The 22,013-nt window shown below is 29.0% G+C and carries 20 protein-coding genes; 12 read left to right on the top strand and 8 right to left on the bottom strand.

Going from position 1 to position 22,013, the window contains the following annotated elements; all coding sequences use genetic code 11:
* Positions 1-2: 2 nt before the first annotated feature.
* From ndk to C4S76_RS10020, 4 genes are all read right to left on the bottom strand, one after another.
* Positions 3-431, bottom strand: a complete 429-nt coding sequence (gene ndk / locus C4S76_RS10035) for a nucleoside-diphosphate kinase (protein WP_105194332.1) — start codon at positions 429-431, stop codon at positions 3-5.
* Positions 432-508: 77 nt separating this feature from the next.
* A complete protein-coding gene (locus C4S76_RS10030; protein ID WP_105194331.1) occupies positions 509-2,131 on the bottom strand; it encodes a 2-oxo acid dehydrogenase subunit E2 in 1,623 nt (540 codons plus the stop codon).
* Between the two features lie 29 nt (positions 2,132-2,160).
* Complete coding sequence (gene pdhA / locus C4S76_RS10025) at positions 2,161-3,162, bottom strand: pyruvate dehydrogenase (acetyl-transferring) E1 component subunit alpha (protein WP_105194330.1); 1,002 nt, start codon at positions 3,160-3,162, stop codon at positions 2,161-2,163.
* A 348-nt stretch (positions 3,163-3,510) separates the two neighbouring features.
* Positions 3,511-4,089 (bottom strand): NAD(P)H-dependent oxidoreductase, encoded by a 579-nt coding sequence (locus C4S76_RS10020; RefSeq protein ID WP_105194329.1) that lies wholly within the window; start codon positions 4,087-4,089, stop codon positions 3,511-3,513.
* A 995-nt stretch (positions 4,090-5,084) separates the two neighbouring features.
* Here C4S76_RS10020 and C4S76_RS10015 point away from each other — a divergent pair.
* The 7 genes from C4S76_RS10015 to C4S76_RS09985 are packed head-to-tail and all read left to right on the top strand — an operon-like array spanning position 5,085 to position 11,796.
* The gene (locus tag C4S76_RS10015; RefSeq protein WP_221405012.1) at positions 5,085-5,711 is read left to right on the top strand and encodes a TetR/AcrR family transcriptional regulator; all 627 of its coding nucleotides are present in this window, start codon (positions 5,085-5,087) and stop codon (positions 5,709-5,711) included.
* A 7-nt stretch (positions 5,712-5,718) separates the two neighbouring features.
* A complete protein-coding gene (locus C4S76_RS10010) occupies positions 5,719-6,987 on the top strand; it encodes a TolC family protein (protein ID WP_105194508.1) in 1,269 nt (422 codons plus the stop codon).
* Between the two features lie 4 nt (positions 6,988-6,991).
* Positions 6,992-7,888 carry an HlyD family secretion protein gene (locus C4S76_RS10005; RefSeq protein WP_105194507.1) on the top strand — a complete coding sequence of 299 codons (897 nt, stop codon included), beginning with the start codon at positions 6,992-6,994 and terminating at the stop codon, positions 7,886-7,888.
* A 50-nt stretch (positions 7,889-7,938) separates the two neighbouring features.
* Positions 7,939-8,838 carry an ABC transporter ATP-binding protein gene (locus tag C4S76_RS10000; protein WP_105194327.1) on the top strand — a complete coding sequence of 300 codons (900 nt, stop codon included), beginning with the start codon at positions 7,939-7,941 and terminating at the stop codon, positions 8,836-8,838.
* Complete coding sequence (locus C4S76_RS09995) at positions 8,819-9,550, top strand: ABC transporter ATP-binding protein (RefSeq protein ID WP_105194326.1); 732 nt, start codon at positions 8,819-8,821, stop codon at positions 9,548-9,550. Before C4S76_RS10000 ends, C4S76_RS09995 begins: the two co-directional genes overlap by 20 nt.
* 42 nt (positions 9,551-9,592) lie before the next feature.
* On the top strand, positions 9,593-10,699 hold the full coding sequence (locus C4S76_RS09990) for an ABC transporter permease (protein ID WP_105194325.1): 1,107 nt from the start codon (positions 9,593-9,595) through the stop codon (positions 10,697-10,699).
* Positions 10,696-11,796, top strand: a complete 1,101-nt coding sequence (locus C4S76_RS09985) for an ABC transporter permease (protein ID WP_105194324.1) — start codon at positions 10,696-10,698, stop codon at positions 11,794-11,796. Before C4S76_RS09990 ends, C4S76_RS09985 begins: the two co-directional genes overlap by 4 nt.
* 194 nt (positions 11,797-11,990) lie before the next feature.
* Here C4S76_RS09985 and C4S76_RS09980 read toward each other — a convergent pair whose 3' ends face one another.
* On the bottom strand, positions 11,991-12,641 hold the full coding sequence (locus tag C4S76_RS09980) for a DedA family protein (RefSeq protein ID WP_105194323.1): 651 nt from the start codon (positions 12,639-12,641) through the stop codon (positions 11,991-11,993).
* A gap of 271 nt (positions 12,642-12,912) precedes the next feature.
* Here C4S76_RS09980 and C4S76_RS09975 point away from each other — a divergent pair, with 271 nt between their 5' ends.
* The gene (locus tag C4S76_RS09975) at positions 12,913-13,332 is read left to right on the top strand and encodes an Hsp20/alpha crystallin family protein (protein WP_105194322.1); all 420 of its coding nucleotides are present in this window, start codon (positions 12,913-12,915) and stop codon (positions 13,330-13,332) included.
* Between the two features lie 116 nt (positions 13,333-13,448).
* Here the strand turns inward: C4S76_RS09975 and C4S76_RS09970 are convergent, their stop codons facing one another.
* Positions 13,449-14,441, bottom strand: coding sequence for a homocysteine S-methyltransferase family protein (locus C4S76_RS09970; RefSeq protein WP_105194506.1), 993 nt, complete (start codon positions 14,439-14,441; stop codon positions 13,449-13,451).
* Between the two features lie 225 nt (positions 14,442-14,666).
* Here C4S76_RS09970 and C4S76_RS09965 point away from each other — a divergent pair, with 225 nt between their 5' ends.
* Complete coding sequence (locus C4S76_RS09965) at positions 14,667-15,161, top strand: RDD family protein (RefSeq protein ID WP_105194321.1); 495 nt, start codon at positions 14,667-14,669, stop codon at positions 15,159-15,161.
* Positions 15,162-15,308: 147 nt separating this feature from the next.
* Here the strand turns inward: C4S76_RS09965 and C4S76_RS09960 are convergent, their stop codons facing one another.
* Positions 15,309-16,304: a helix-turn-helix domain-containing protein gene (locus C4S76_RS09960; protein WP_105194320.1), complete on the bottom strand. Its 996-nt coding sequence runs from the start codon at positions 16,302-16,304 to the stop codon at positions 15,309-15,311.
* Between the two features lie 155 nt (positions 16,305-16,459).
* Here C4S76_RS09960 and C4S76_RS09955 point away from each other — a divergent pair, with 155 nt between their 5' ends.
* From C4S76_RS09955 to C4S76_RS09945, 3 genes are all read left to right on the top strand, one after another.
* Positions 16,460-18,211, top strand: a complete 1,752-nt coding sequence (locus C4S76_RS09955) for an ABC transporter ATP-binding protein (RefSeq protein ID WP_245915827.1) — start codon at positions 16,460-16,462, stop codon at positions 18,209-18,211.
* Between the two features lie 150 nt (positions 18,212-18,361).
* Positions 18,362-19,090 carry a DUF6796 family protein gene (locus C4S76_RS09950; protein ID WP_105194319.1) on the top strand — a complete coding sequence of 243 codons (729 nt, stop codon included), beginning with the start codon at positions 18,362-18,364 and terminating at the stop codon, positions 19,088-19,090.
* Between the two features lie 28 nt (positions 19,091-19,118).
* Entirely contained in the window at positions 19,119-20,840 is a 1,722-nt protein-coding gene (locus C4S76_RS09945; protein ID WP_105194318.1) for an ABC transporter ATP-binding protein, read from the top strand.
* A gap of 86 nt (positions 20,841-20,926) precedes the next feature.
* On the opposite strand, the gene dprA is transcribed toward C4S76_RS09945, so the two are convergent.
* The gene (gene dprA, locus C4S76_RS09940) at positions 20,927-22,012 is read right to left on the bottom strand and encodes a DNA-processing protein DprA (protein WP_105194317.1); all 1,086 of its coding nucleotides are present in this window, start codon (positions 22,010-22,012) and stop codon (positions 20,927-20,929) included.
* Position 22,013 lies beyond the last annotated feature (1 nt).

The following is a 22,013-nucleotide window of genomic DNA, read 5'->3' as shown; positions in this document are numbered from 1 at the left end:
AGTTATAAAAAATCATAAATCTCTTTATCGGAAAAATGAAAATGAGATTCTATCCATGCATTTTCATTGCTGTCTGAACCATGTATAGAGTTTCTTTGAAGAGATTCGGCATATTTTTTTCTAATAGTTCCCTCTAAAGCATTTTCTGGATTTGTAGCTCCAATTAATTGTCTAAAATCTTCTACTGCATTTTCTTTTTTTAAAACAGCAGCTACAATTGGAGCAGAAGTCATAAATTCGACAAGCTCATTAAAAAAAGGTTTTCCTTGGTGTATAGCATAAAATTTTTGGGCTTCATAGGAGGTAAGTTGGGTTAGTTTTAATGCCACAATAGAGAATTTAGCATCTGTAATTTCTTTAAGAATTGTACCAGATAATCCTCTTAAGGTTGCATCAGGTTTTATCATAGTTAAAGTAAGGTCAGTTCTCATTATAAATTTTTTTTAAAAATACAAAAACACTTGGTAACTATCGCTACCAAGTGTTTGAATTTTATAAATTTTATTTTTTATGCTAATAAAGAAACTGGGTTCTCTAAATAAACCTTAAGGGTTTGTAGAAACTGAGCTCCAGTAGCTCCATCTACTACTCTATGATCGCAAGCTAAAGATATTTGCATTAAGTTACCCACAACTATTTGACCGTCTTTTACTACAGGTTTTTGAATGATGGCACCTACAGATAGAATGCAGGAATTAGGTTGATTAATAATAGAATTAAACGATTCTACTCCGTACATACCTAAATTTGAAATGGTAAAAGTTGATCCATCCATTTCGTTAGCTTTTAATTTTTTATCTCTGGCTCTTCCGGCTAAATCCTTAACATGTGCAGAAATTTGGGTTAATGACAGGTAATCTGTATTTTTTATTACAGGTACTACTAAGCCATCTTCAACAGCTACGGCAACTCCTATATTAATATTTCCATGATGGATAATTTTCGTATTTGCCCAGGAACTATTTATCTGAGGATGCTTTCTTAATGCGATAGCTACTGCTTTTATTACAATATCATTAAAAGAAACCTTCGTATCTGGTAGGCTATTTATGGCTTTTCTAGCTTCTATGGCTTTATCCATATTTATTTCAAATACTAAGTTGTAATGAGGAGCCGTAAATAAACTATTGCTTAAACTTTTTGCAATAGCATTTCTCATAGAAGAATTTTCTGTTTCAGAATCTACTCCCGGAGTTATTTGAGGTGTAATTGGAACTGAAGGAGATGATGTTACAGAAGTTACAGTTTTGTTTGAAGCTCCTGAAGGTGGAGTGAAACTCTCTACATCTTTTCTAATAATTCTTCCATTGTCTCCACTCCCTTTAACTTGTGCTAAGTCAATTCCCTTATCTTTAGCTACTTTTTTAGCTAAAGGAGAGGCTAATATTCTATGGTTTAAAGAATTTACAGATGAAGAAGATACTTCTGTTTTTTCTTCTTGATTTTTTTCTTCTTTAGGGGAAGATTCAACGGTTTTAGAAGTAGTATTAATGCCCGTTCCTGAAATAATAGCACTTATGTCGGTGCCGGCAGGCCCTATAATTGCTAAAAGGGAATCAATGGGTGCAGATTCACCTTCCTTAACTCCTTGATAAAGTAAAGTTCCTCCGTTACCATCATATTCAAAATCCTGAACAGCTTTATCTGTTTCTATTTCAGCTAAAATATCTCCTTCATTGATAGTATCACCTATCTTCACATTCCATTTGGAAACTTTTCCTTCTGTCATAGTATCACTAAGACGAGGAACTGTAATTACATCTACATTATCTGGGATCTTTGCAGTTTGAGAGGTTTCAGTGACTGATTCTTTTTTATCTTCGGGGGTATTATTTCCCGAATGACTTGTTGTGTTTGAAGTTCCATTGATAAAAGAGCTTATGTCTTCTCCTTCTTTTCCGATAATAGCTAAAAGTGAATCTACAGGAGCAGATTCCCCTTCTTTTATTCCCTGATATAGCAGAACACCGTTTTCTCCGTCGTATTCAAAATCCTGAACAGCTTTGTCTGTTTCAATTTCTGCCAAGATATCTCCTTCTTTTATTGTATCCCCTACTTTGACATTCCACTTTGATACCTTTCCATCAGTCATGGTGTCACTTAGACGAGGCATATTAATAATTTCAGCCATATTGATTTCTTAATTGATTTTAAATGGTATTAATTTTCTAATTTATCTAAAAAAGGGTAATTAGGTTCTGAATATATACAATTGTAAATTTCTTCTTCTTCAGGATAGGGTGCATTTTCAGCAAAATCTCCTACCTTGTTCATATACTCTTTGGTGTTTTTATCTATTTCATCAAGTTCCTCTTCTGTTGCCCAATTATTAGAAATAATTCTATGTTTTACAATTAGAATAGGATCTTCTTTTTTATGATCTTCTACTTCTTGTTTGGTTCTGTAAGGTTCTGCATCGGACATTGAGTGTCCTCTGAAACGGTATGTTCTTACTTCTAAGAAGGTTGGACCGTCACCTCTACGTGCTCTTTCTATAGCTTCAAATGCAGCCTCAGCAACTTTTTCAGGATCCATTCCATCAACCGGAGCACAAGGCATTTCATATCCTAATCCCAATTGATATATATCTAGATTATTAGTTGTTCTTTTGACAGAGGTACCCATGGCATATTGATTATTTTCGCAAACGAAAACTACAGGAAGTTTCCAATTCATAGCCATATTAAAAGTTTCATGAAATGTTCCCTGTCTTACTGCTCCATCTCCCATATAACATATGGTTACTTCATTGCGTTCAAAATATTTGTCAGCAAAAGCAATACCAGCAGCCAGAGGAATATGCCCACCGACTATACCATGGCCACCATAAACATTATGTTCTTTACTAAACAAGTGCATAGATCCTCCCAATCCTTTGGATGTACCTGTAGCTTTTCCGCATAATTCAGACATAGCAGCCTCGGGAGTAACCCCCATTGCCAAAGCATGCGCATGACATCTGTAAGAGGTTATTATTTTATCTTTAGACATGTCCATTGCATGAGTAAATCCTGCAGGAATTGCTTCTTGTCCATTATATAAATGTAAAAAACCTCTGATTTTATCTTTTAAGTATAGGGAGCGTGCTTTTTCTTCAAACCTTCTCCATTTTGTCATATTTTCAAACCAGTTGATATAGACTTCTTTACTGAATTCTTTCATTCTTTACTATTTGTCAGGCAAATTTACATTAAATCCAATGAAATAACAAAATTTAACTTTTATAACTTTATATTCTTATATTGTTTAGTTTTATGCTAAAAAACTAAAGACAAATGGTTATTATTCAAAAAAAAAATAAAAATAATAATTACAAATAATAAATTAGTGTTTTAATTATTTATTTTATCATTTTTAATTGATTTTATTTTTTTCATCTCAACATTAAGATATAATTTTAAAATTTGTATAATGATTATTTGGAGGTATTTAATTACGAATTTTATATTTTATTTTAAATTTTTCTAAAATTAGTTCAATCATTATTTTTAGTAATATTTTAAAAATCTACTATTTTTGTTTTACTCCTAAATTATAAATTTTCTGTAACCATTTTTCTCTCTTAAGATGGTTAGATTTTTTTACAAATTCTATAAAAGTTACTTTAATAGGGCTTACTCCGCAAAATTTCAAAATTATTTTTTTCAATTGGTTAATACTGGGTTTTCCATAAAATAAATGGTAAAACCATCCGGGTTGATCAAGTGTTGTAATAATACGAGCAGATTTGCTTTTTAAATATTTATCAACATGTATTGAGTTTTCTATGTATTGAAAAGCTACACCGGGAAGAAAGACACGATCTATAAAACCTTTCATTATAGCAGGAAATCCTCCCCACCATACAGGGTGAATCCATACTAAGTGGTTTGCCTTTTTTATTGCATCCCACGTTTTTATTAAATCCGGTTCCCAATCCATTCGTTTTTGATATCCGTAAGCCAAATTAGGATCAAATTTTAAGTCTCTTATATGAATTAATTGTACCTGTGCTCCTGATTTTTTAGCTCCTTTATAATAGGCTTCGGCTAATGCGAAATTTAAACTTGTTTTATTCGGATGTCCATTAATTATAAGTATATTTTTCATTTTTTTATATTTATATGAAGTAATATTGCTAAGTTATATCAAAATAAAATTATTATTGTCATCGATATAAAAGAGATTTTTTCATATTTTTATTTTTAAAAGAAAAATGTAAATTCAGCTTATTTATTAATTATATATAAATCCATTATTTCTCAGAATTAATAATTAGGTGTATTCTTTTATTAAAAATAAATATTACTAACAATATGTTAATTATATTTAAAAAATTATCACAAAAATAGGAGACAATATATTTAATGAATAGGGCAAATGTTATATAAAAAATATTTTCATATTCAGCTTAGGTGTCCAACGGATATTCCTAAAAAAAGGCTAAAAATTGTAAAGGAGTTTGTTGTATATAATTAGGCTGTTTTCTAAGAAGTTCAATATACCGTTCTACTGATTTTCTTTTTGAAAAGAAAAGACCCTTTTTTCGAGTTCAATATATTATTGTTCAATAAGCATTTTTATATTTTCAAGAAATTGATATTGTTATTCATAATCAAGTCCTATTTTTTTTACTACTTCTAATTCAATATTACTGATTGTTTCTAAATTTATAGGAGTAGGTTTACAAAAGATATTCGAAGATAAAGCAATAATTAAGGAATTTTTAAACTAGATGCCATAAGTAAATTCATTCTCCTTTTCAGATGTGTAGAAAGATTGTATAATACCTTTCTTAATCCAAGCTAGTTCTAAGCTAATTTCTCTTTCTTTAATAAATAATTCTCCCTTTTTTAAATTTAGAAAAAAATTTTTTATATAATACTAGAGATTTCTTTGTGATTTAAAATACCTAGGCTATTAAAATAGTTTAACATAATTCAAAAATATAAATTTAGTTTATTTTGTGTTTTAATCAAAAAAATTAAAATTATAATTTAATCATTTGTTTAAATCATATTATTAATTACCTTTGCTTTTATAAAATGCTGGGAATAATGCAATACAATTGCAAGTAATAGGTAAATAAATTTGAAAAGTAAAAAATGAATATGGAAAAAGAAGGAAATATATCAACAGAAGAAAAAATAAAAGAAGCAGCAAAAAGAGTTTTTCAACAAAAAGGATATGGACTGACTAGAACACGTGATATTGCTGAAGAGGCCGGAATTAATTTGGCTTTACTTAATTATTATTATAGAAGTAAAAAGAAATTGTTTGATATAATAATGCATGAAAGTGTGAAGGAAATGCTTACTTATATTGAAAATATTATCAACAATAAAAACACCACGTTGTCTGAAAAAATTGATGCCGGAGTAAATAGATATATTGAAGGGATATCTAAAAATCCGCATCTTCCGATTTTTATATTTAGCGAATTACAGGCAAATCCTCAGCAACTATTTGATAGAGTTGGTGCTTCAGACGGTTTTTTAAAGGAAAGCTATATGTTCAAACAAATTCAAGAGCAAATAGATAAAAAGGGATTGAAATTTAGTTCAATACAATTTTTTATAAATATGGTTTCTTTATCTATTTTTCCCATACTAGGGCAACCATTCCTTAAAAATGTTTATAAAATGGAAGATAAAGAATATGTAAATTTTATAAAAGATCGTATTATTTTAGTCCCTATTTGGTTGAAATCAATGTTGAAGTTAGATGAATAATAAATCTATGAATAATACAAAAACTTATATTTTTTTGTGGATATGTTTGTTCCCCTGTCTCTTGTTTTCACAGGTTTCGGAAATAAATTTAGAAGAATGTCAGAAAAAGGCAAAAGATAATTATCCCCTAATTAAGCAATATAGGCTGATTTCTCTTTCAGAAAATTATAATCTGGATAATCTGATTAAGAATTATCTGCCACAGGTTTCACTAAACGGACAAGCTTCTTATCAAACTCAGGTAACAAAAATTCCCGTAAAAGTTCCTGGAATAAACGTTCCTGAAATGAATAAAGATCAGTATAAAATTACATTGGATGTTTCTCAGTTAATTTGGGATGGAGGAGCCACCCGATCTCAGTCCGAAATAACCAAAGCAAGTTCCGCATTAGAAAAAGAAAAGACAGAAGTAAATTTATACACCATAAGAGAAAAAGTAAATCAGTTATATTTTGGAATTCTTACAATAGATAAACAATTAAAGCAACTAGATGTTTTAACTTCTGATTTACAAAGTAATTATAATTTAGTAATTGCTATGCTTAAAAACGGAGTGGCTATGGTTTCTGATTTGGACTTGATAAAAGTAGAATTATTAGATACAGAACAGAATAAAATAGAATTGACAACTTTACGAAGTGCTTACATAAAAATGCTTTCTTTATTTGTTCATGAAGAATTGAATGAAACCACTCATTTGCAAATCCCGGATAAAAATTTAAGTATACAAGAAGAAATAAATCGGCCGGAACTTAGAATGTATGATAAGCAATATTCTTTGTATAAAGTACAGGAGAGCGCAATTAAAGCTAAAAATATGCCTAAGTTTTCTCTATTTGCTCAAGGTGGAGTGGGTAGGCCGGGATTAAATATGTTGGAATCTGATTTTAAAACTTATGCTATGGGGGGAATTCGCTTAAGCTGGAATTTCGGGAATTTATATACTAAAAAAAATGAATATAAATTGTTGGAAATCGATAGAAATGCTGTAGATGTACAAAGAGAAACCTTCTTATTTGACACAAAAGTTCAATTAACCCAGATTCAAAATGAAATATTGAAATATGAGAAGCTTATGAAAAAGGATGAAGAAATTATATCCCTCAGGAATCGGGTAAAAAAAGCAGGAGAGAGTAAATATAAAAATGGAATATATAAAATGAATGATTTGATTGGAGATATAAATTCTGAAAATCAAGCAAGGGTGACCCAGTCATTACATGAAATGCAATTTTTGCAAAGTATCTACAATTATAAAAATATACAAGGGAATTAATAATATGAAACAGTTAGTTTTAAGCATAGGCACATTTTTGATTTTGTTTTCGTGTAATCGAAATAAATTTGCTCACGATGCTTCAGGAACTTTTGAAGCCACAGAAGTTATAGTTTCTTCGGAAACCAATGGAAAATTGGAATCTTTTCAATTAACAGAAGGAGCCGTCCTTGCTAAAGATCAGGTAATAGGATATGTAGATAGTGTGCAATTGTATCTAAAAAAGAAACAATTATTAGCAAATCATAAAGCGATTCAGGTAAAACGTCCGGATATTTCCGTACAAGTTTCGTCTATAAAGGAACAAATAGCGAAAGCAGAATTTGAAAAAAGAAGAATACAAAGATTGTTACAAGACAATGCAGCCACTCAAAAACAGCTAGATGATGCCAATTCAGAAATAGAAGTGCTCAAAAAATCTCTCAATGGTCAAATAAATTCACTCTCAACTTCTGTAAATGGTTTAAATGAAGAAACCAATACTAACGATGTGCAGGTTGCACAAATAGAAGACCAACTAAAAAAGTGCAAAATTATTAATCCTATTCAAGGGACAGTATTAAATAAATATGTAGAAGAAAAAGAAATAGTAACCCAGGGTAAAGCTTTATATAAAATAGCCGATACTAAAAATTTATTTTTAAGAGCTTATATTGTTTCCGAGCAGTTAGAGAAAGTTAAAATTGGACAAAAAGTAACAGTCTATATTAATGTTTCAAAAGACAAGCAGAAATCGTATCTGGGAAAAATCACTTGGATATCTAATAAAGCAGAATTTACTCCCAAAACAATTCAGACTCAAGACGAAAGACAAAATTTAGTTTATGCTGTAAAAATTGAAGTAAAAAATACAGATGGTCTTATTAAAATAGGGATGTATGGAGATGTAGATTTCAGATAAGTATAGAATCATCAATCATGATTTGAAAAATCTAATTATAAAGTAAAAATATGAATGTGATTTCTGTTAAAAATATATCCAAAAATTATTTAGGTAAAAAAGTCGTAAATGCGTTGAAAGATATTAATCTGGAAATAAATAAAGGGGAAATATTTGGATTAATAGGTCCAGATGGAGCAGGTAAAACTTCTCTTTTCAGAATTTTAACTACTTTATTAATACCTGACCAAGGAATAGCTACTGTAGAAGGATTTGATGTAGTAAATGAGTTTAGAGAGATACGTAGTAGGGTAGGATATATGCCCGGTAAATTTTCGCTTTATCAAGATTTAAGTATTGAAGAAAATCTTAATTTTTTTGCGCATGTATTTAATACCACCATTGAAGAAAATTATGATTTGATAAAAGATATATACGTACAAATAGAACCTTTTAAAAAAAGAAAAGCAGGAAATTTATCAGGAGGGATGAAACAAAAACTGGCATTATGCTGTTCTTTGATTCATAAACCTTCAGTTTTATTTTTAGATGAACCCACTACAGGAGTAGATCCGGTTTCTAGGAAAGAATTTTGGGATATGTTAACTCGTCTTAAACAACAAAACATAACCATTATGGTATCTACTCCTTACATGGATGAAGCTGGTTTGTGTGATAGGATAGCCTTGATACAATCAGGAGAAATACTTTCAGTTAATACTCCCTTACAAATTACAAAACAATACCCTGATAAACTCTATGCTATAAAATCGGATAATAATTATCAGTTGCTTGAAAATCTACGAAAAAGAGAAGAAGTATCTAGTTGTTATATTTTTGGAGAGTATTTACATGTTACCTTCAAAACAGAAAAAATTAATATATCCGGTGTAGAAATACATGAAATTGAACCCGGAATTGAAGATTGTTTTATTTATTTAATGAATAGAAATGAAGGCAATAGAAACTAAAAATATAACCAAAAAATTTGGTAATTTTTTAGCTGTAGACCATATAAGTTTTGAAGTTTTCAAAGGAGAAATCTTTGGTTTTTTAGGAGCAAATGGTGCAGGAAAAACAACTGCAATGAGAATGCTTTGCGGATTATTAAAGCCCACATCCGGAGAAGGGAGGGTTGCCGGATATGATATTTACAAAGAATCGGATAAAATTAAAAAGAATATTGGATATATGAGCCAAAAATTCTCTTTATATGAAGATTTAACAATAAAAGAAAATATGCGTTTATTTGGTGGTATTTATGGAATGAATACTAAAAATATTAAGATAAAAACAGAACAGTTGTTAAAAGAACTTTCGCTGGAAGCAGAAAAAGATATTCTGGTAAAATCTTTACCCTTAGGTATAAAACAAAAAGTATCTTTTGCTGTGTCTACATTTCATTCTCCTGAAATCGTATTTCTGGATGAGCCTACTGGAGGGGTAGATCCTATAGCACGACGTACATTTTGGGAAATGATTTATCAGGCCTCCAATAACGGGATAACTATTTTTGTAACTACCCATTATATGGATGAAGCTGAATATTGTAACCGGGTATCCATTATGGTAGATGGACGGATTCAAGCCTTAGATACTCCGGCAGGTTTGCGTAAAAAATATAATGCAACTACTATGGACGAAGTGTTCCAATTACTGGCAAGAGGAGCAAAAAGAGAATAAACTATTATTATTAGAACACAAGCAGAAAAATAAGAAAAAAGCATGAATCAGCTTATAAGTTTTATAAAGAAAGAGTTTTACCATATTACGCGAGATATCCGAACCTTGTTTATGCTTTTAATGATGCCTATAGCGCAATTAATGATTTTTGGATTTGCTATAACTACAGAAATAAATAATACTTCCGTTGTAGTTTTAGATAATTCTAAAACAATAGAATCAGCACAACTTATTGCTCAAGTAAATGCAAGTAAATATTTCAATTTAAAGGGTTATCTTACCAAACAAGAAGAAATTCAAAATTTTTTTCGCTTAGGAAAAACAAAATTAGCAATCGTTATTCCTCAGGAATTTGGAAGAGATATTTATCATTCAGGAAAAACCGAAATACAGCTTATTGCAGATGCCTCAGACCCTAATGAGGCAACAACTATAGTTAATTACATACAACAAATTATTGCACAATACCAACAACAGTCAATAAATCAAGATGGTAATAGTTCTTATGTGATAAAAAGTCAAGTCAAAATGTTGTATAACCCCCAGTTAAAAAGTTCTTATAATTTTGTGCCCGGAATTATGGGATTGGTTTTTATGTTGATATGTACTATGATGACCTCTGTTTCTATTGTTAAAGAAAAAGAAGAGGGGACTATGGAAATTTTATTAGTTTCTCCTTTAAAACCGATTAGCATAATCTTAGCTAAAGTAGTTCCTTATTTTTTAATATCAATAATAGATGTATTTTCAATTTTAATATTATCCGTTTATGTTTTAGAGGTTCCCATTGCGGGTAATTTATTTCTTCTATTCTTTTTATGTACAATCTTCATACTTTCCACTTTGTCATTAGGTCTTTTAATTTCTTCAGTCACGCAAACACAACAAGCAGCTATGATTATCTCCTCTATGGGATTGTTATTACCTACTTTATTACTTTCAGGATTGATTTTTCCCGTAGAAAATATGCCGATAATTCTTAGAATTATTTCTAATATTTTGCCTGCCTTTTGGTTTATATCAGCCGTTAAAGATGTGATGATAAAAGGATTAGGATTTTTTTCTATTTGGAAAGAGTGTTTAATTCTTGTAGGAATGACAATTTTTTTGTTAACAATAAGTGTTAGAATGTTTAAAAACAGATTATGAAAATTTTAAAGTTTTTACTACAAAAAGAATTTATTCAGGTATTTAGAAATAAAATAATATTGAGAATGATTTTTTTTATGCCTATTTTCCAATTATTAATATTACCATGGGCAGCAACATTTGAACAGAAAAATATATTATTAAGTATAATAGATAATGATCATAGCATGACCTCACAAAAACTGATACAAAAAGTGATATCTTCCGGCTATTTTAAATTAGCAGATTATTCAACTTCATATACTGAAGCATTAAAAGCAGTGGAAAGGAATCAGGCTGATTTAATATTAGAGATCCCGCACAATTTTGAAAATGATTTTATTAATGAACATAAATCAGAGGTAATGTTGTCTGTGAATGCTGTAAATGGCCAAAAGGCAGGTTTAGGATCTTCTTATTTAGGACAAATTTTGTCTGAATATAATAAGGAATTAATTCAACAGGAAAAAACTTCTGTGCAAATAGTAAGTAAACCGTATTTTCGATATAATACAGAAATGAATTATCAAAATTTTATGGTTCCGGGTATTCTTGTGATGCTTGTAAGTATCGTAGGGGGTGCATTATCCTCATTAAATATTGTAAAAGAAAAAGAAACAGGAACTATTGATCAGATTAATGTAACCCCTATCCCCAAATTAATTTTCATATTAGGAAAGCTAATTCCTTTTTGGGTCATGGGTTTAGTCATTCTTACCCTAGGTATGTTTATTAGCTGGTTGATTTATGGTTTATTACCTTTAGGGCATTTTATGGTCATTTATACTTTTGCTTTTTTTTATTTGATTGCATTTACCGGATTTGGGGTAATTATATCTAACTATTCAAACACTCAACAACAAGCTATTTTTCTTCTATTTTTTTTATTGGTTATATTTTTTCTATTAAGCGGATTATATACTCCTATTAGTAGCATGCCAAAGTGGGCACAAATAATTACCATATTTAATCCCGTACGTTATTTTATTGAAGTGATGAGAATGGTTTATATGAAAGGAAGTACACTTTTGGATATTTCTACACATTTATATGTGATTATTATTTTTGCTATTTTGATAAATATTGGAGCTATATTAAGCTATAAAAAAACAAATTAATTGAAAAAAGAAGGTAATAATTTTGTTATGTCTGAATATTTTGATTCATATTTATTTTTGATATTATAATAAATCGAATCTGAAAATATAAACCAAATAACCGACTATGGAAGAATTTGTTCAATTTTGTAGTGTAATAAATTAAATAAAGTCTTTGAAAATAAGGGTTCTTTTTTATAAAAAATATTTTAGTTCTAATTTTTTTTATTTACCCATTTATTTCTGGCAACTTCTATAATTCCGGGAATAATAGATACAACAATTATGATAACCATCAATATAGGAAGGTGATTTTTAACCCAATCATTATTTCCTACTAAATATCCGAGAAATAAGAAAATGAAAACCCAAACAATGCCACCTATAATATTATAAGAAATGAAATACTTATAACTCATACGCCCCATTCCGGCTACAAAAGGGGCAAATGTTCTTACAATAGGTACAAATCGTGCAAGAATAATAGTTTTGCCACCATGTTTTGCATAAAATTCATGAGTTTTTTGTAGATAGCTTTGTTTAAATATTTTAGAATTAGGATTATTAAAAAGCTTATGACCGAAATATTTTCCGATTTCAAAATTTACGGTATCTCCAATAATAGCAGCAAAAACAAAAAGTAGGGCAAGTATATATATACTAAGCTGATCACTAGATGCAGCTAATGCTCCTGCAGAAAATAATAAAGAATCTCCTGGTAAAAAAGGTGTTACAACCAGACCGGTTTCACAAAAAATTATCAAGAAAAGAATTGCATATACCCAATTGCCATAATTACTCATTAATTCATCTAAATGAACATTAATATGAATGACAAAATCTATGAGATACTGAATAAATTCCATAAAAACTAATTAAAATATATAAAATTTTTTATAAGCTAACAAATGTAAGAAAATCTCTTAAAAAAACATTTAAAAAATAAGTCAATATGTCGTATTTATATTTATTTTATAAAAAAAACAAGACAAAAAGTCGCTTTTTGGTGTAGGTGAAATTTTAATGTTAATTGTAGTGTTTTGATTTTCAAATTATTAGATGTATCTCCTTTTTTTTATTTTATATTGGTATATATTTTGACAAATAAGTAAATGTAATTTAAAAAATAAATAAATCATGGCAACAGATATTATAAAAACAGAAAATAAAGGATTAAGTAGTTTATTAGATGAATTATTTAGTACATCAACCGGTTGGAATAAGTCAGAAATTAAATTTCCACCAGTAAATATTACAGAAGACAATGATAATTTTGAAGTTGATTTATATGCACCAGGACTTGAAAAAAATGATTTTAAAGTTAATTTAGAAAATGGGCTTTTGACTATTAGTTATGATAAAAAGATAGAAAATAAAGATAAAAAATCACATAGGGTAGAATATATGCAATCTAGCTTTAGTAGGAGTTTTACTATTGATGATGCAAATATAGATGCAGCTAAAATTGATGCTTCATATAAAGACGGGGTACTTAAATTAACCCTACCAAAAAAAGAAAAAACAGAAATAGCACCTAAGCAAATTGAAGTAAAATAATAAATAAATACTAATATAATATAAGAAGTCGGAAGTTATCTTCCGACTTTTTTATTGATTTTAAAACATATTAAATTTTATATTTTTTAATTTAGAATAAAATTTTAATGAGAATTTTAATTTGGTATTTGACGTGGAGGGTATTGAGCGGCTAATTCTGCAAATAGTTTAATATGTGCCGGACTAGTTCCACAACATCCACCTATAATATTAACTAAATTGTTCTCTAAATATATTTTTATTTTTTCAGCCATCATTTCCGGAGTTTCATCATAGCCTCCTAAAGGATTAGGAAGACCAGCATTAGGATGTGCACTAATATAAAAAGTAGATTTTTTAGCTAATATTTCCAGATATTGTAATAATTGTTCTGCACCTAAAGCACAATTTAGACCTATAGATAAAAGAGGAAGATGAGAAAGTGAAATTAGAAATGCTTCAGTAGTTTGCCCGGATAAAGTTCTTCCAGCAGCATCTGTTATAGTTCCTGAAGCCATTAAAGGAAGACTTTTTCCAGTTTCGTCAAAAGCTTCTTCAATTCCAAAAAAAGCAGCTTTAGCATTTAATGTATCGAAAATAGTCTCTACTAAAAGAATATCTGCTCCGGATTTAATAAGAGATATTGCTTGTTCTTTATATATTTCAGCTAAAAAATCAAAATCGACTTCACGATATGCAGGATCATTAACATCTGGAGAAATAGAGGCGGTTTTAGAAGTAGGTCCCAAAGATCCGGCAATAAATAAAGGTTTTTTTCCATATTTTGCCCAATATTCATCTCTAGCTTGTTTAGCTACACTTACAGATGCTGAATTGAGTTCCTTTACTAGATCTTGCATTCCATAATCGGACATAGATATACGATTCGCATTAAAAGTATTTGTTTCAACTATATCTGCTCCAGACTCAAAATATTCCAAATGAATGTTCTGAATAACTTTTGGCTGAGTAATTGATAAAAGATCATTATTTCCTTTTAAATCGGTCTTCCAATCTTTAAACCTTTCTCCACGATATTCTTTTTCTTGAAATTTATATTGCTGAATCATGGTTCCCATAGCGCCATCTAATACCAATATCTTCTTTTTAATAAGGTCTTCTATTTTCATATTTAAATTTACCTCATACAAAGGTACATAAAACATTATTAGATTATGATGATATTAAATTATAAAAAATAAAGTATAAAATATAGTTCGTCTATATATTTTTACATTTTTAATTATTTAAAAAATGATCATTTGTTTAGGCTAAATGAAAAGGATTGATAATATATATTATAATAAATTTTTATAATTAGGAGAATTTTTTACTTTTGTTGCTAAACTAATTAGATGGAATATTATAGCGAAGTAGAATATAATTTAGCTTCAAAAGGTGTTCGTTTTATAAATTATATAATAGATTTAATTATCTACTATGTTTTTATTGTTACGTTTTTTTCTTTTATATGGATTTTAGGAATTGCTGAAAATTTTTTTAGTTACATGGAAGAAAACAGTTTATTGGATAGGTTGATTACTATGTTTTTTTACATCTTATTTATGATTGCTCAAGAAGTGATATTTAAAGGACAAAGTATAGGGAAGTTTTTAACCAAAACTAAAGTAGTCTACGAAAACGGTCAAACTCCGACGTCGAAAGTGTTGGCTTTAAGAAATATTTTACGAATAATTCCTTTTGATCAACTTTCTTTTCTAGGTTATCTAGGTTGGCATGATAAATGGTCAAGTACCAGAGTCGTTAATATTAAAGGATTTGAAAAGGATATACAAGAGAAGAAGGAAAAAGATGCAGTAGAACAAATAGGGAATAGAGAATTAATATAATCTTTATGTAAATGAAAATTTTTTGATTTAAATAAAAAATATAAAGATTCCCAATTTACATTCTCTTTTAAAATTTTATTTTAGTTTTGATGTTGAAGTTTATTAATTTATTCATTAAGGAAATAAGAAAAACTTAAATTTGCATAATTAAATATTTCTATAAATATTATTTAAATGACTAGGAGGAAATCCAAATTTTCGTTTAAATGCAGAAGCGAAATGTCTTTGATTTTTATATCCCATAAAATAAGATATTTCTTTAATATTCATATTTTCTTGTATAAGCATAGATCTTGCTTGCTCCATCTTAGCATCATTCCAGAATTTAAAAACTGTAGTTCCGAATAGCTCCTTGAATCCTTTTTTTAACATAAATTCATTCGTACCTACAAGATGTGCCAATTCAATGAGCGATATATTTTTATTAAGGTTTTTCATTATAATTTCCCGTACAGCATAAATTTTATCAATATCTCTTTTCTTTAATGTAAAAGAGTAATTACCTTGATCAGTGAATTGTTCTAACTGTAACAATAAAAGTTCAATAATTTTAGATTCCAAAAACATTTTTTTGTATAAACCTATTTTTTTACATTCTATAATTTCTTCAATTATAGTATACATTTGTAGATTTATGCAATAATTATAGGGACTGAATGTTCCAGATTTCCCTTTTTCAATGCAATTTCTGAAATTATAGAAAAGTTTTTCATTTGGGAGGAAACGTTTAAAAATATTAGGATTAAAATTAATTTTAAATAATTGTAAATCTTTGCTTTCCCATTTTATTTTACCATTTACCTCATTTGCATAAATAATATTATGATGATTAGATTCAAAGCTTATATTAGAAACAAAATTATTTGAAAAAATAGTATTTTTACCTTTTAATGAAAAAAGCATTTCAACATTTTCATAATCACTTTCAAAATAAAAAAAGGTATCTTTAGCTAAAGATAAAACCCAAAAATCCATGTGTATTCCATCAAAATAAATTTCTTTGTAGTATCCTTTCCCCAAATGAGAATCAATACAAATAATATTTTCATGGATAGGTTCATTAATTATATTATCAACTATACAGGGAAATTTACTTTCCATAAAAAGTTCGGTTCCTTCTTTATTATACAATCGTAGAGCCATATTATTTTATTTGCATTAGATCATACTTTCAAATTATCCTTATTATGGAAATTTTACTCCTTTTAACATCCCTAATTAAATTTTGTAATCAGATATATTTGCAAAAATAGGTAAATTATTTAGAATCATTCTTGATAATTTAATATCTTTTAGTAATGAAAAAAAAGAATAAAAAGAAAAAAGGAATTTTACGGTTGCTAGAAATTGCAGGAAGAAGAAAAGGTCTTCTTTTTATATCCGGTTTTTTAGCAATTATTCATGCCTTGTTGAGTATGATTCCTTATATTCTTGTATTTTATATTATAAAAGAATTAGCTAAAAGTTCAATTAATTACGGAATTATTAAAGAATATATTATTTATGCTCTAATTGCTGCTGTAATAAGCACATGTGTGTTTTATGGTTCAGTAATATTATCACATATTGCGGCATACAATATTTTATTTGAACTTCGAAAATATATTACAGAAAAAGTGGGACGACTATCCATGGGAGTTCTTAGTAATAGCAATTCCGGAACTCTAAAAAAAATACTTTTAGATGATGTTGAAAGGATGGAAAATTTTATAGCTCATCAAATTCCGGATTTTATCAAAGGAATATCCCTACCTATTATCACAATCAGTTATTTATTTAGTCAGGATTGGAGGATGGCTCTTATCAGTTTTTTACCCTTATCTATACTGATGATTTGGATGCCGATTTTATACATGGGTAGAAATAAAGCTTTGATTAAGCAATACCATCAATCTCTTGAAGAAATGAATGCTGGTATCGTAGAATATGTAAGGGCAATGCCGGTAATGAAAATTTTTGGACAGTCAGCAGAAACTTTCAATAAATATGGGAATGCAGTAAAAAATTTTAATCATTTTGTAAATAAATGGATTAGGAGTAATACTCCTGCATATGCTATATTTATGAGTTTTATAAGCAATGCTTTATTACCGGTTTTAGTGCTTGGATTGTATCTATATTTTAAAAATGGAATTACCTTACCAGTGTTATTATTATTTCTAATACTAGGAACCGGATATATTAAACCTCTTTTTGTATTAAATAACATGGGAATGCAACTTTCTATAATAAACAGAGGGGTAGAACAAATTGATCATTTAGTTAATCAAGAGGTATTGCCTGAAAATACTAGAGTACAACATATTGATGCGAACCATGTTGAATTTTTAAATGTTAATTTTGGCTATAAAGAAAATCAAAATGTTTTATCAGACATAAGCTTTCAGGTCCGAGAAAAAAGTATTACTGCATTGGTAGGACCATCAGGAGCAGGTAAAAGTACCGTAGGGCAGCTTTTATCCAGGTTTTGGGATGTAAATGAAGGATCAATTAAAATAGGAGGGGTTAATATAAAAGATTATCCAACAGATCAATTGATGAAATTAGTTTCTTTTGTTTTTCAGGACAGTTTTATGTTTCAGGAGAGTTTGCTAGAAAATATTCGCATGGGAATGCATAAAACTTTTAAAGAAGTAGAACAAGCGGCTAAAGCTGCCCAAATACATGATTTTATTATAAGTCTTCCAAATGGCTATGATACTTTATTCGGACAATCGGGAGTACACCTTAGTGGAGGAGAACAACAGAGATTTCAACTTGCAAGAGCCATACTAAAAGATGCCCCTATTCTTATTCTAGATGAAGCCACTGCATTTGCAGATTCCGAAAACGAATATAAAATACAACAAGCATTCAGCGAGTTAATTAAAAATAAAACAGTTTTGATCATAGCACATCGTTTGAGTACTATTGTTGATGCCGATCAAATATTGGTATTTGACAAAGGAAGAATTGTAGATAAAGGGAAACATATGGATTTGCTTTTAAATAGTCATTTATATCAAAGAATGTGGAATGCGCATATCAGAGCTCAGGAATTTGTAATATAAATCATTCCGGATAGTAAAAGAAAAAATAATATATAAAGAGATAACCTAATAATTAATACATATATGATGAAAGAAAGATAAATACATTCATAAATAACAAGATTTCACAATGCCATAAAAAATATAAATACTCAAACATTTAATTTCAAAATGACTTATTCAACTAAAATTAAAGGATCTTTTATTTCAGCCATTATAGCTTCTTTATGTTGGATTACAGGAGATATTCTCATTGCGGGTTTTACTGTTAATCCTAAAGACTATCCTCTATTTACTGAAGTCTATGTAGGAAAAGTAGATCCGAATATTTCAATACTTATGTTACAAGGATCAACAGAAAGGTTGATGTGTGGAGCCTTAATTGCAGCTATGACAGCTTCATTATTTTTGCCGGGAATATGGTTGGCATATCAATATATTAAAGATAAAAATCCGTGGTATGTTTATGTTACTTATTTTCTTCTAATTTTGAGTGTAATGTTGATGCCTTTAGGACATTCTGTTTTTTTCTTTGTCGGAGAAATTTATAAAACAATTTACCATACAGATGCAATTGCGCACCCTTATTTATTGAAAACAGCTTCAGGATTTATGAAAGTATTTTATATAGCCTGGGCTCCTGCTATTATTGTTTTATTTTTAGGGTGGATATTATATTCTCTATTGATTTTTTTCAAAAAAACCGTTTTACCGAGATGGGCTGGTTTTATAAGCCCGGTTTTCATTTCATTATATCAACAACTTCCCTTACAATTACTACCACCTACTTCAAATTTAAAAAGCTGGATAGGAGCTTCCGTATTTAATATTTCTTATTTGGTGTTTTTCCTTTTATTATTGATTTTATTCAGGAATAAATTAAATAGTAGTACGAAATAAAACAGGTTAAATAAAAATTAAATCCGGAATGATTAAAAATTTAAAATACGTAACCTCCTATAATAGAAAAGATACATGTAAGGTTATGCTATTGGAAATAATTCATAGTATTTTTTTAGTAGTTCCCTCAGGAATTTTATTAGTAATTATATGGGAGTTATTTTCAGATCATCCTAACATTTCAAGAATATGGACAGTGGTTGGAATAATGTTTTTTATGCTTATAATACAATTTATAGTAGCATCTAAAGCTATGGTTACATCCAATATTTGGGTCTATGAATTGTCTTATCGTTTACGAATTAACTTAGGAAATCGTATTCAAAAATTTTCATTAGGTTTTTTTAAACAACGTGACCCTGGAGAAATTGCCTCAGTTATATTACAAGATGTAGCTAATTTTGAAGGAATTTTCGGACATAGTTTTGGAAATCTTACATCAGCTGTATTTGGAACCTGTGTTCTTTCTATTTTTCTTTTTATATATGACTGGCGTTTAGCCCTGTGTTTGTTAGCTGTAATTCCTTTAATTATACCTTTCTTAGGATTTGCAAATTATTTATTTAAACATTTGGGAGAAAAACAGATTTTTGCAAGGAATCAGGTAGGGGCTAAATTCCTTGAATATGTTCAAGGTATTAGACATTTAAAATCATATGGAATTACTGGTGAAAAAAATAAAACTTTGGAAAATGCTTTTGATGATTTACGTAAAAAAAGCATACGAATGGAAGCTTTACCCGGACCTTTCCTTGTAACGACAAGTATATTCTTTGAAATAGGTTTTCTATCTATGATAGCTTTAGGGCTATATTACCTTTCAGTAGGTTCTATAACTATTCCCGTACTCATAACTTTTTTGATTATGGGCTATAATTTGTATAATCCTATGAAAGTGATCATGGTAGATTATTTTACGATTCGTTATATGAATGAAAGTTTAAAAAGGGTCATAAGGGTATTAAAAGAACCTACTATGGAATCTATGGAAAATTTAATTCCCGAAAAATTTAGCATAGAATTTAATGAAGTAAATTTTAAATATCAAGATAAATTAACAGTACATAATTTAAACTTTTTAGTACCAGAAAAGTCTATGCTAGCACTTGTAGGACATTCCGGATCTGGGAAAACAACCATAGCTTCTTTAATTGCCCGTTTTTGGGATGTTACTGAGGGAAGTATTAAAATAGGAGGAATAGATATACGCTCAATCAATCAGAAAGATTTTTATAAAATGATTGCAGAAGTATTTCAGGAAGTATATCTTTTTGATGATTCAATTTATAGTAATATAAAAATAGGAAATCCCGAAGCAACTCAGGAAGAAATATGGGAAGCAGCACGTAAGGCGCAAGTACTAAGTTTTGTAGAAGATTTTCCTGAAGGAATGGAAACACGTGTAGGGGAAGGAGGAGGAAAATTATCCGGTGGTCAGAAACAACGTATAAGCATAGCAAGAGCTTTGCTTAAGAATGCCCCTATAATTTTGCTGGATGAAGCTACCGCTAGCTTAGATCCCGAGAATGAAATATATATACAACAGGCTATACAGGAACTTGTAAAATCAAAAACCGTTGTAGTAATTGCCCATAAGCTTTCAACTATCCAAAAAGCACAACAAATATTGGTTTTAAATGACGGAGAAATAGCAGAAAAAGGAAATCATCAAGAGTTATTAAATAAAAATGGAATATATGCTCGATTATGGGAAATTCAACAAAAATCACATGGTTGGAAAGTGCATTAGGATAATCAAAACATTACATTTATAATATCTAGCATTGTAAATATATCCAATAAAATAAGAGATAATATAAATATTGAAATAGAAATTTATGCGATAGAAAAATATTTTCCAGGTAAAGGGATTATCTTATTTTTGAGTTCTAAGTCAAGTAAAATAGACATAAGCATGTGTGTAGGGGTATTAAATTCTAAAGCTAAATTATCAATTTGAGTTTTTCCTTTTTCTTTTAAAAAGTTAACTATTGCAGTTTCTTGTTCAGTTAGTTCTATAAATAATTCTTGCTGATTGTTTTTTAAATTATTTTCTCCCAATAAAGATAGAATATCATCCGGCCGAGTGATAATTTGAGCTTCCAGGTTTCTAATAAGCCGATTACACCCTTGGCTGGTTGTATCAGTTATTTTTCCCGGTAATGCAAATACATCTCTATTATATGAATTTGCAAATTTTGTTGTTGAAATAGCTCCTCCGCCATATGCTGATTCTATGATAACAGTTATGGTAGATAATCCGGCAATGATACGATTTCTTTGAATAAAATTTGCTCTTTCAGGTTTGATATTTAGGGCAAATTCAGATAAAACCCCACCATTTTCAGTCATTTTTTCAGCTAATAATTGATGCTGTGGGGGATATATGGTTTGTAAGCCATGAGCAAGTACACCTAAGGTAGGAATATTCATTTCGACAGATTTTTTATGTGCACAACTATCTATACCTAAAGCTAAACCGCTGATGATATTTATTTTTCTATCCTTAAGGCATTCCACAAGATCTTCTGCGAAATTTTTTCCATAAGAAGTCATTTTTCTTGTTCCTACAATACTTAGAGAAGGTATATTCCATTTTATATTTCCTTTGTAATAAATCAATACAGGAGCATCTGGACATTCTTTAAGCAAAGAAGGATATTCATTTTCCCATAAATGAATGATTTTTATTTGGTTTTTATTACAATATTGAATCTCTTTCTGAGCCTGAGATAAAATAGATTCATTACCAATATATTGAATTGTTTTTTTACCAATATTGTAAATAGTAAGTATTTCAGTATGATTAGAAAACCAAGCTTTTTGTGCTGTTCCAAATTTTGAAATTAGTTTCTTTATTATAGAATCACCTATATTGGGACAATGTTTTAATGCGATTAAATATAAAATATCGTTGTTCACT

The organism is Apibacter adventoris (assembly GCF_002964965.1).
Taxonomy (GTDB): Bacteria; Bacteroidota; Bacteroidia; order Flavobacteriales; family Weeksellaceae; genus Apibacter; species Apibacter adventoris.
Note: the sequence above shows the minus strand (reverse complement) of the source record. Positions and strands in the feature narration are given on the sequence as shown.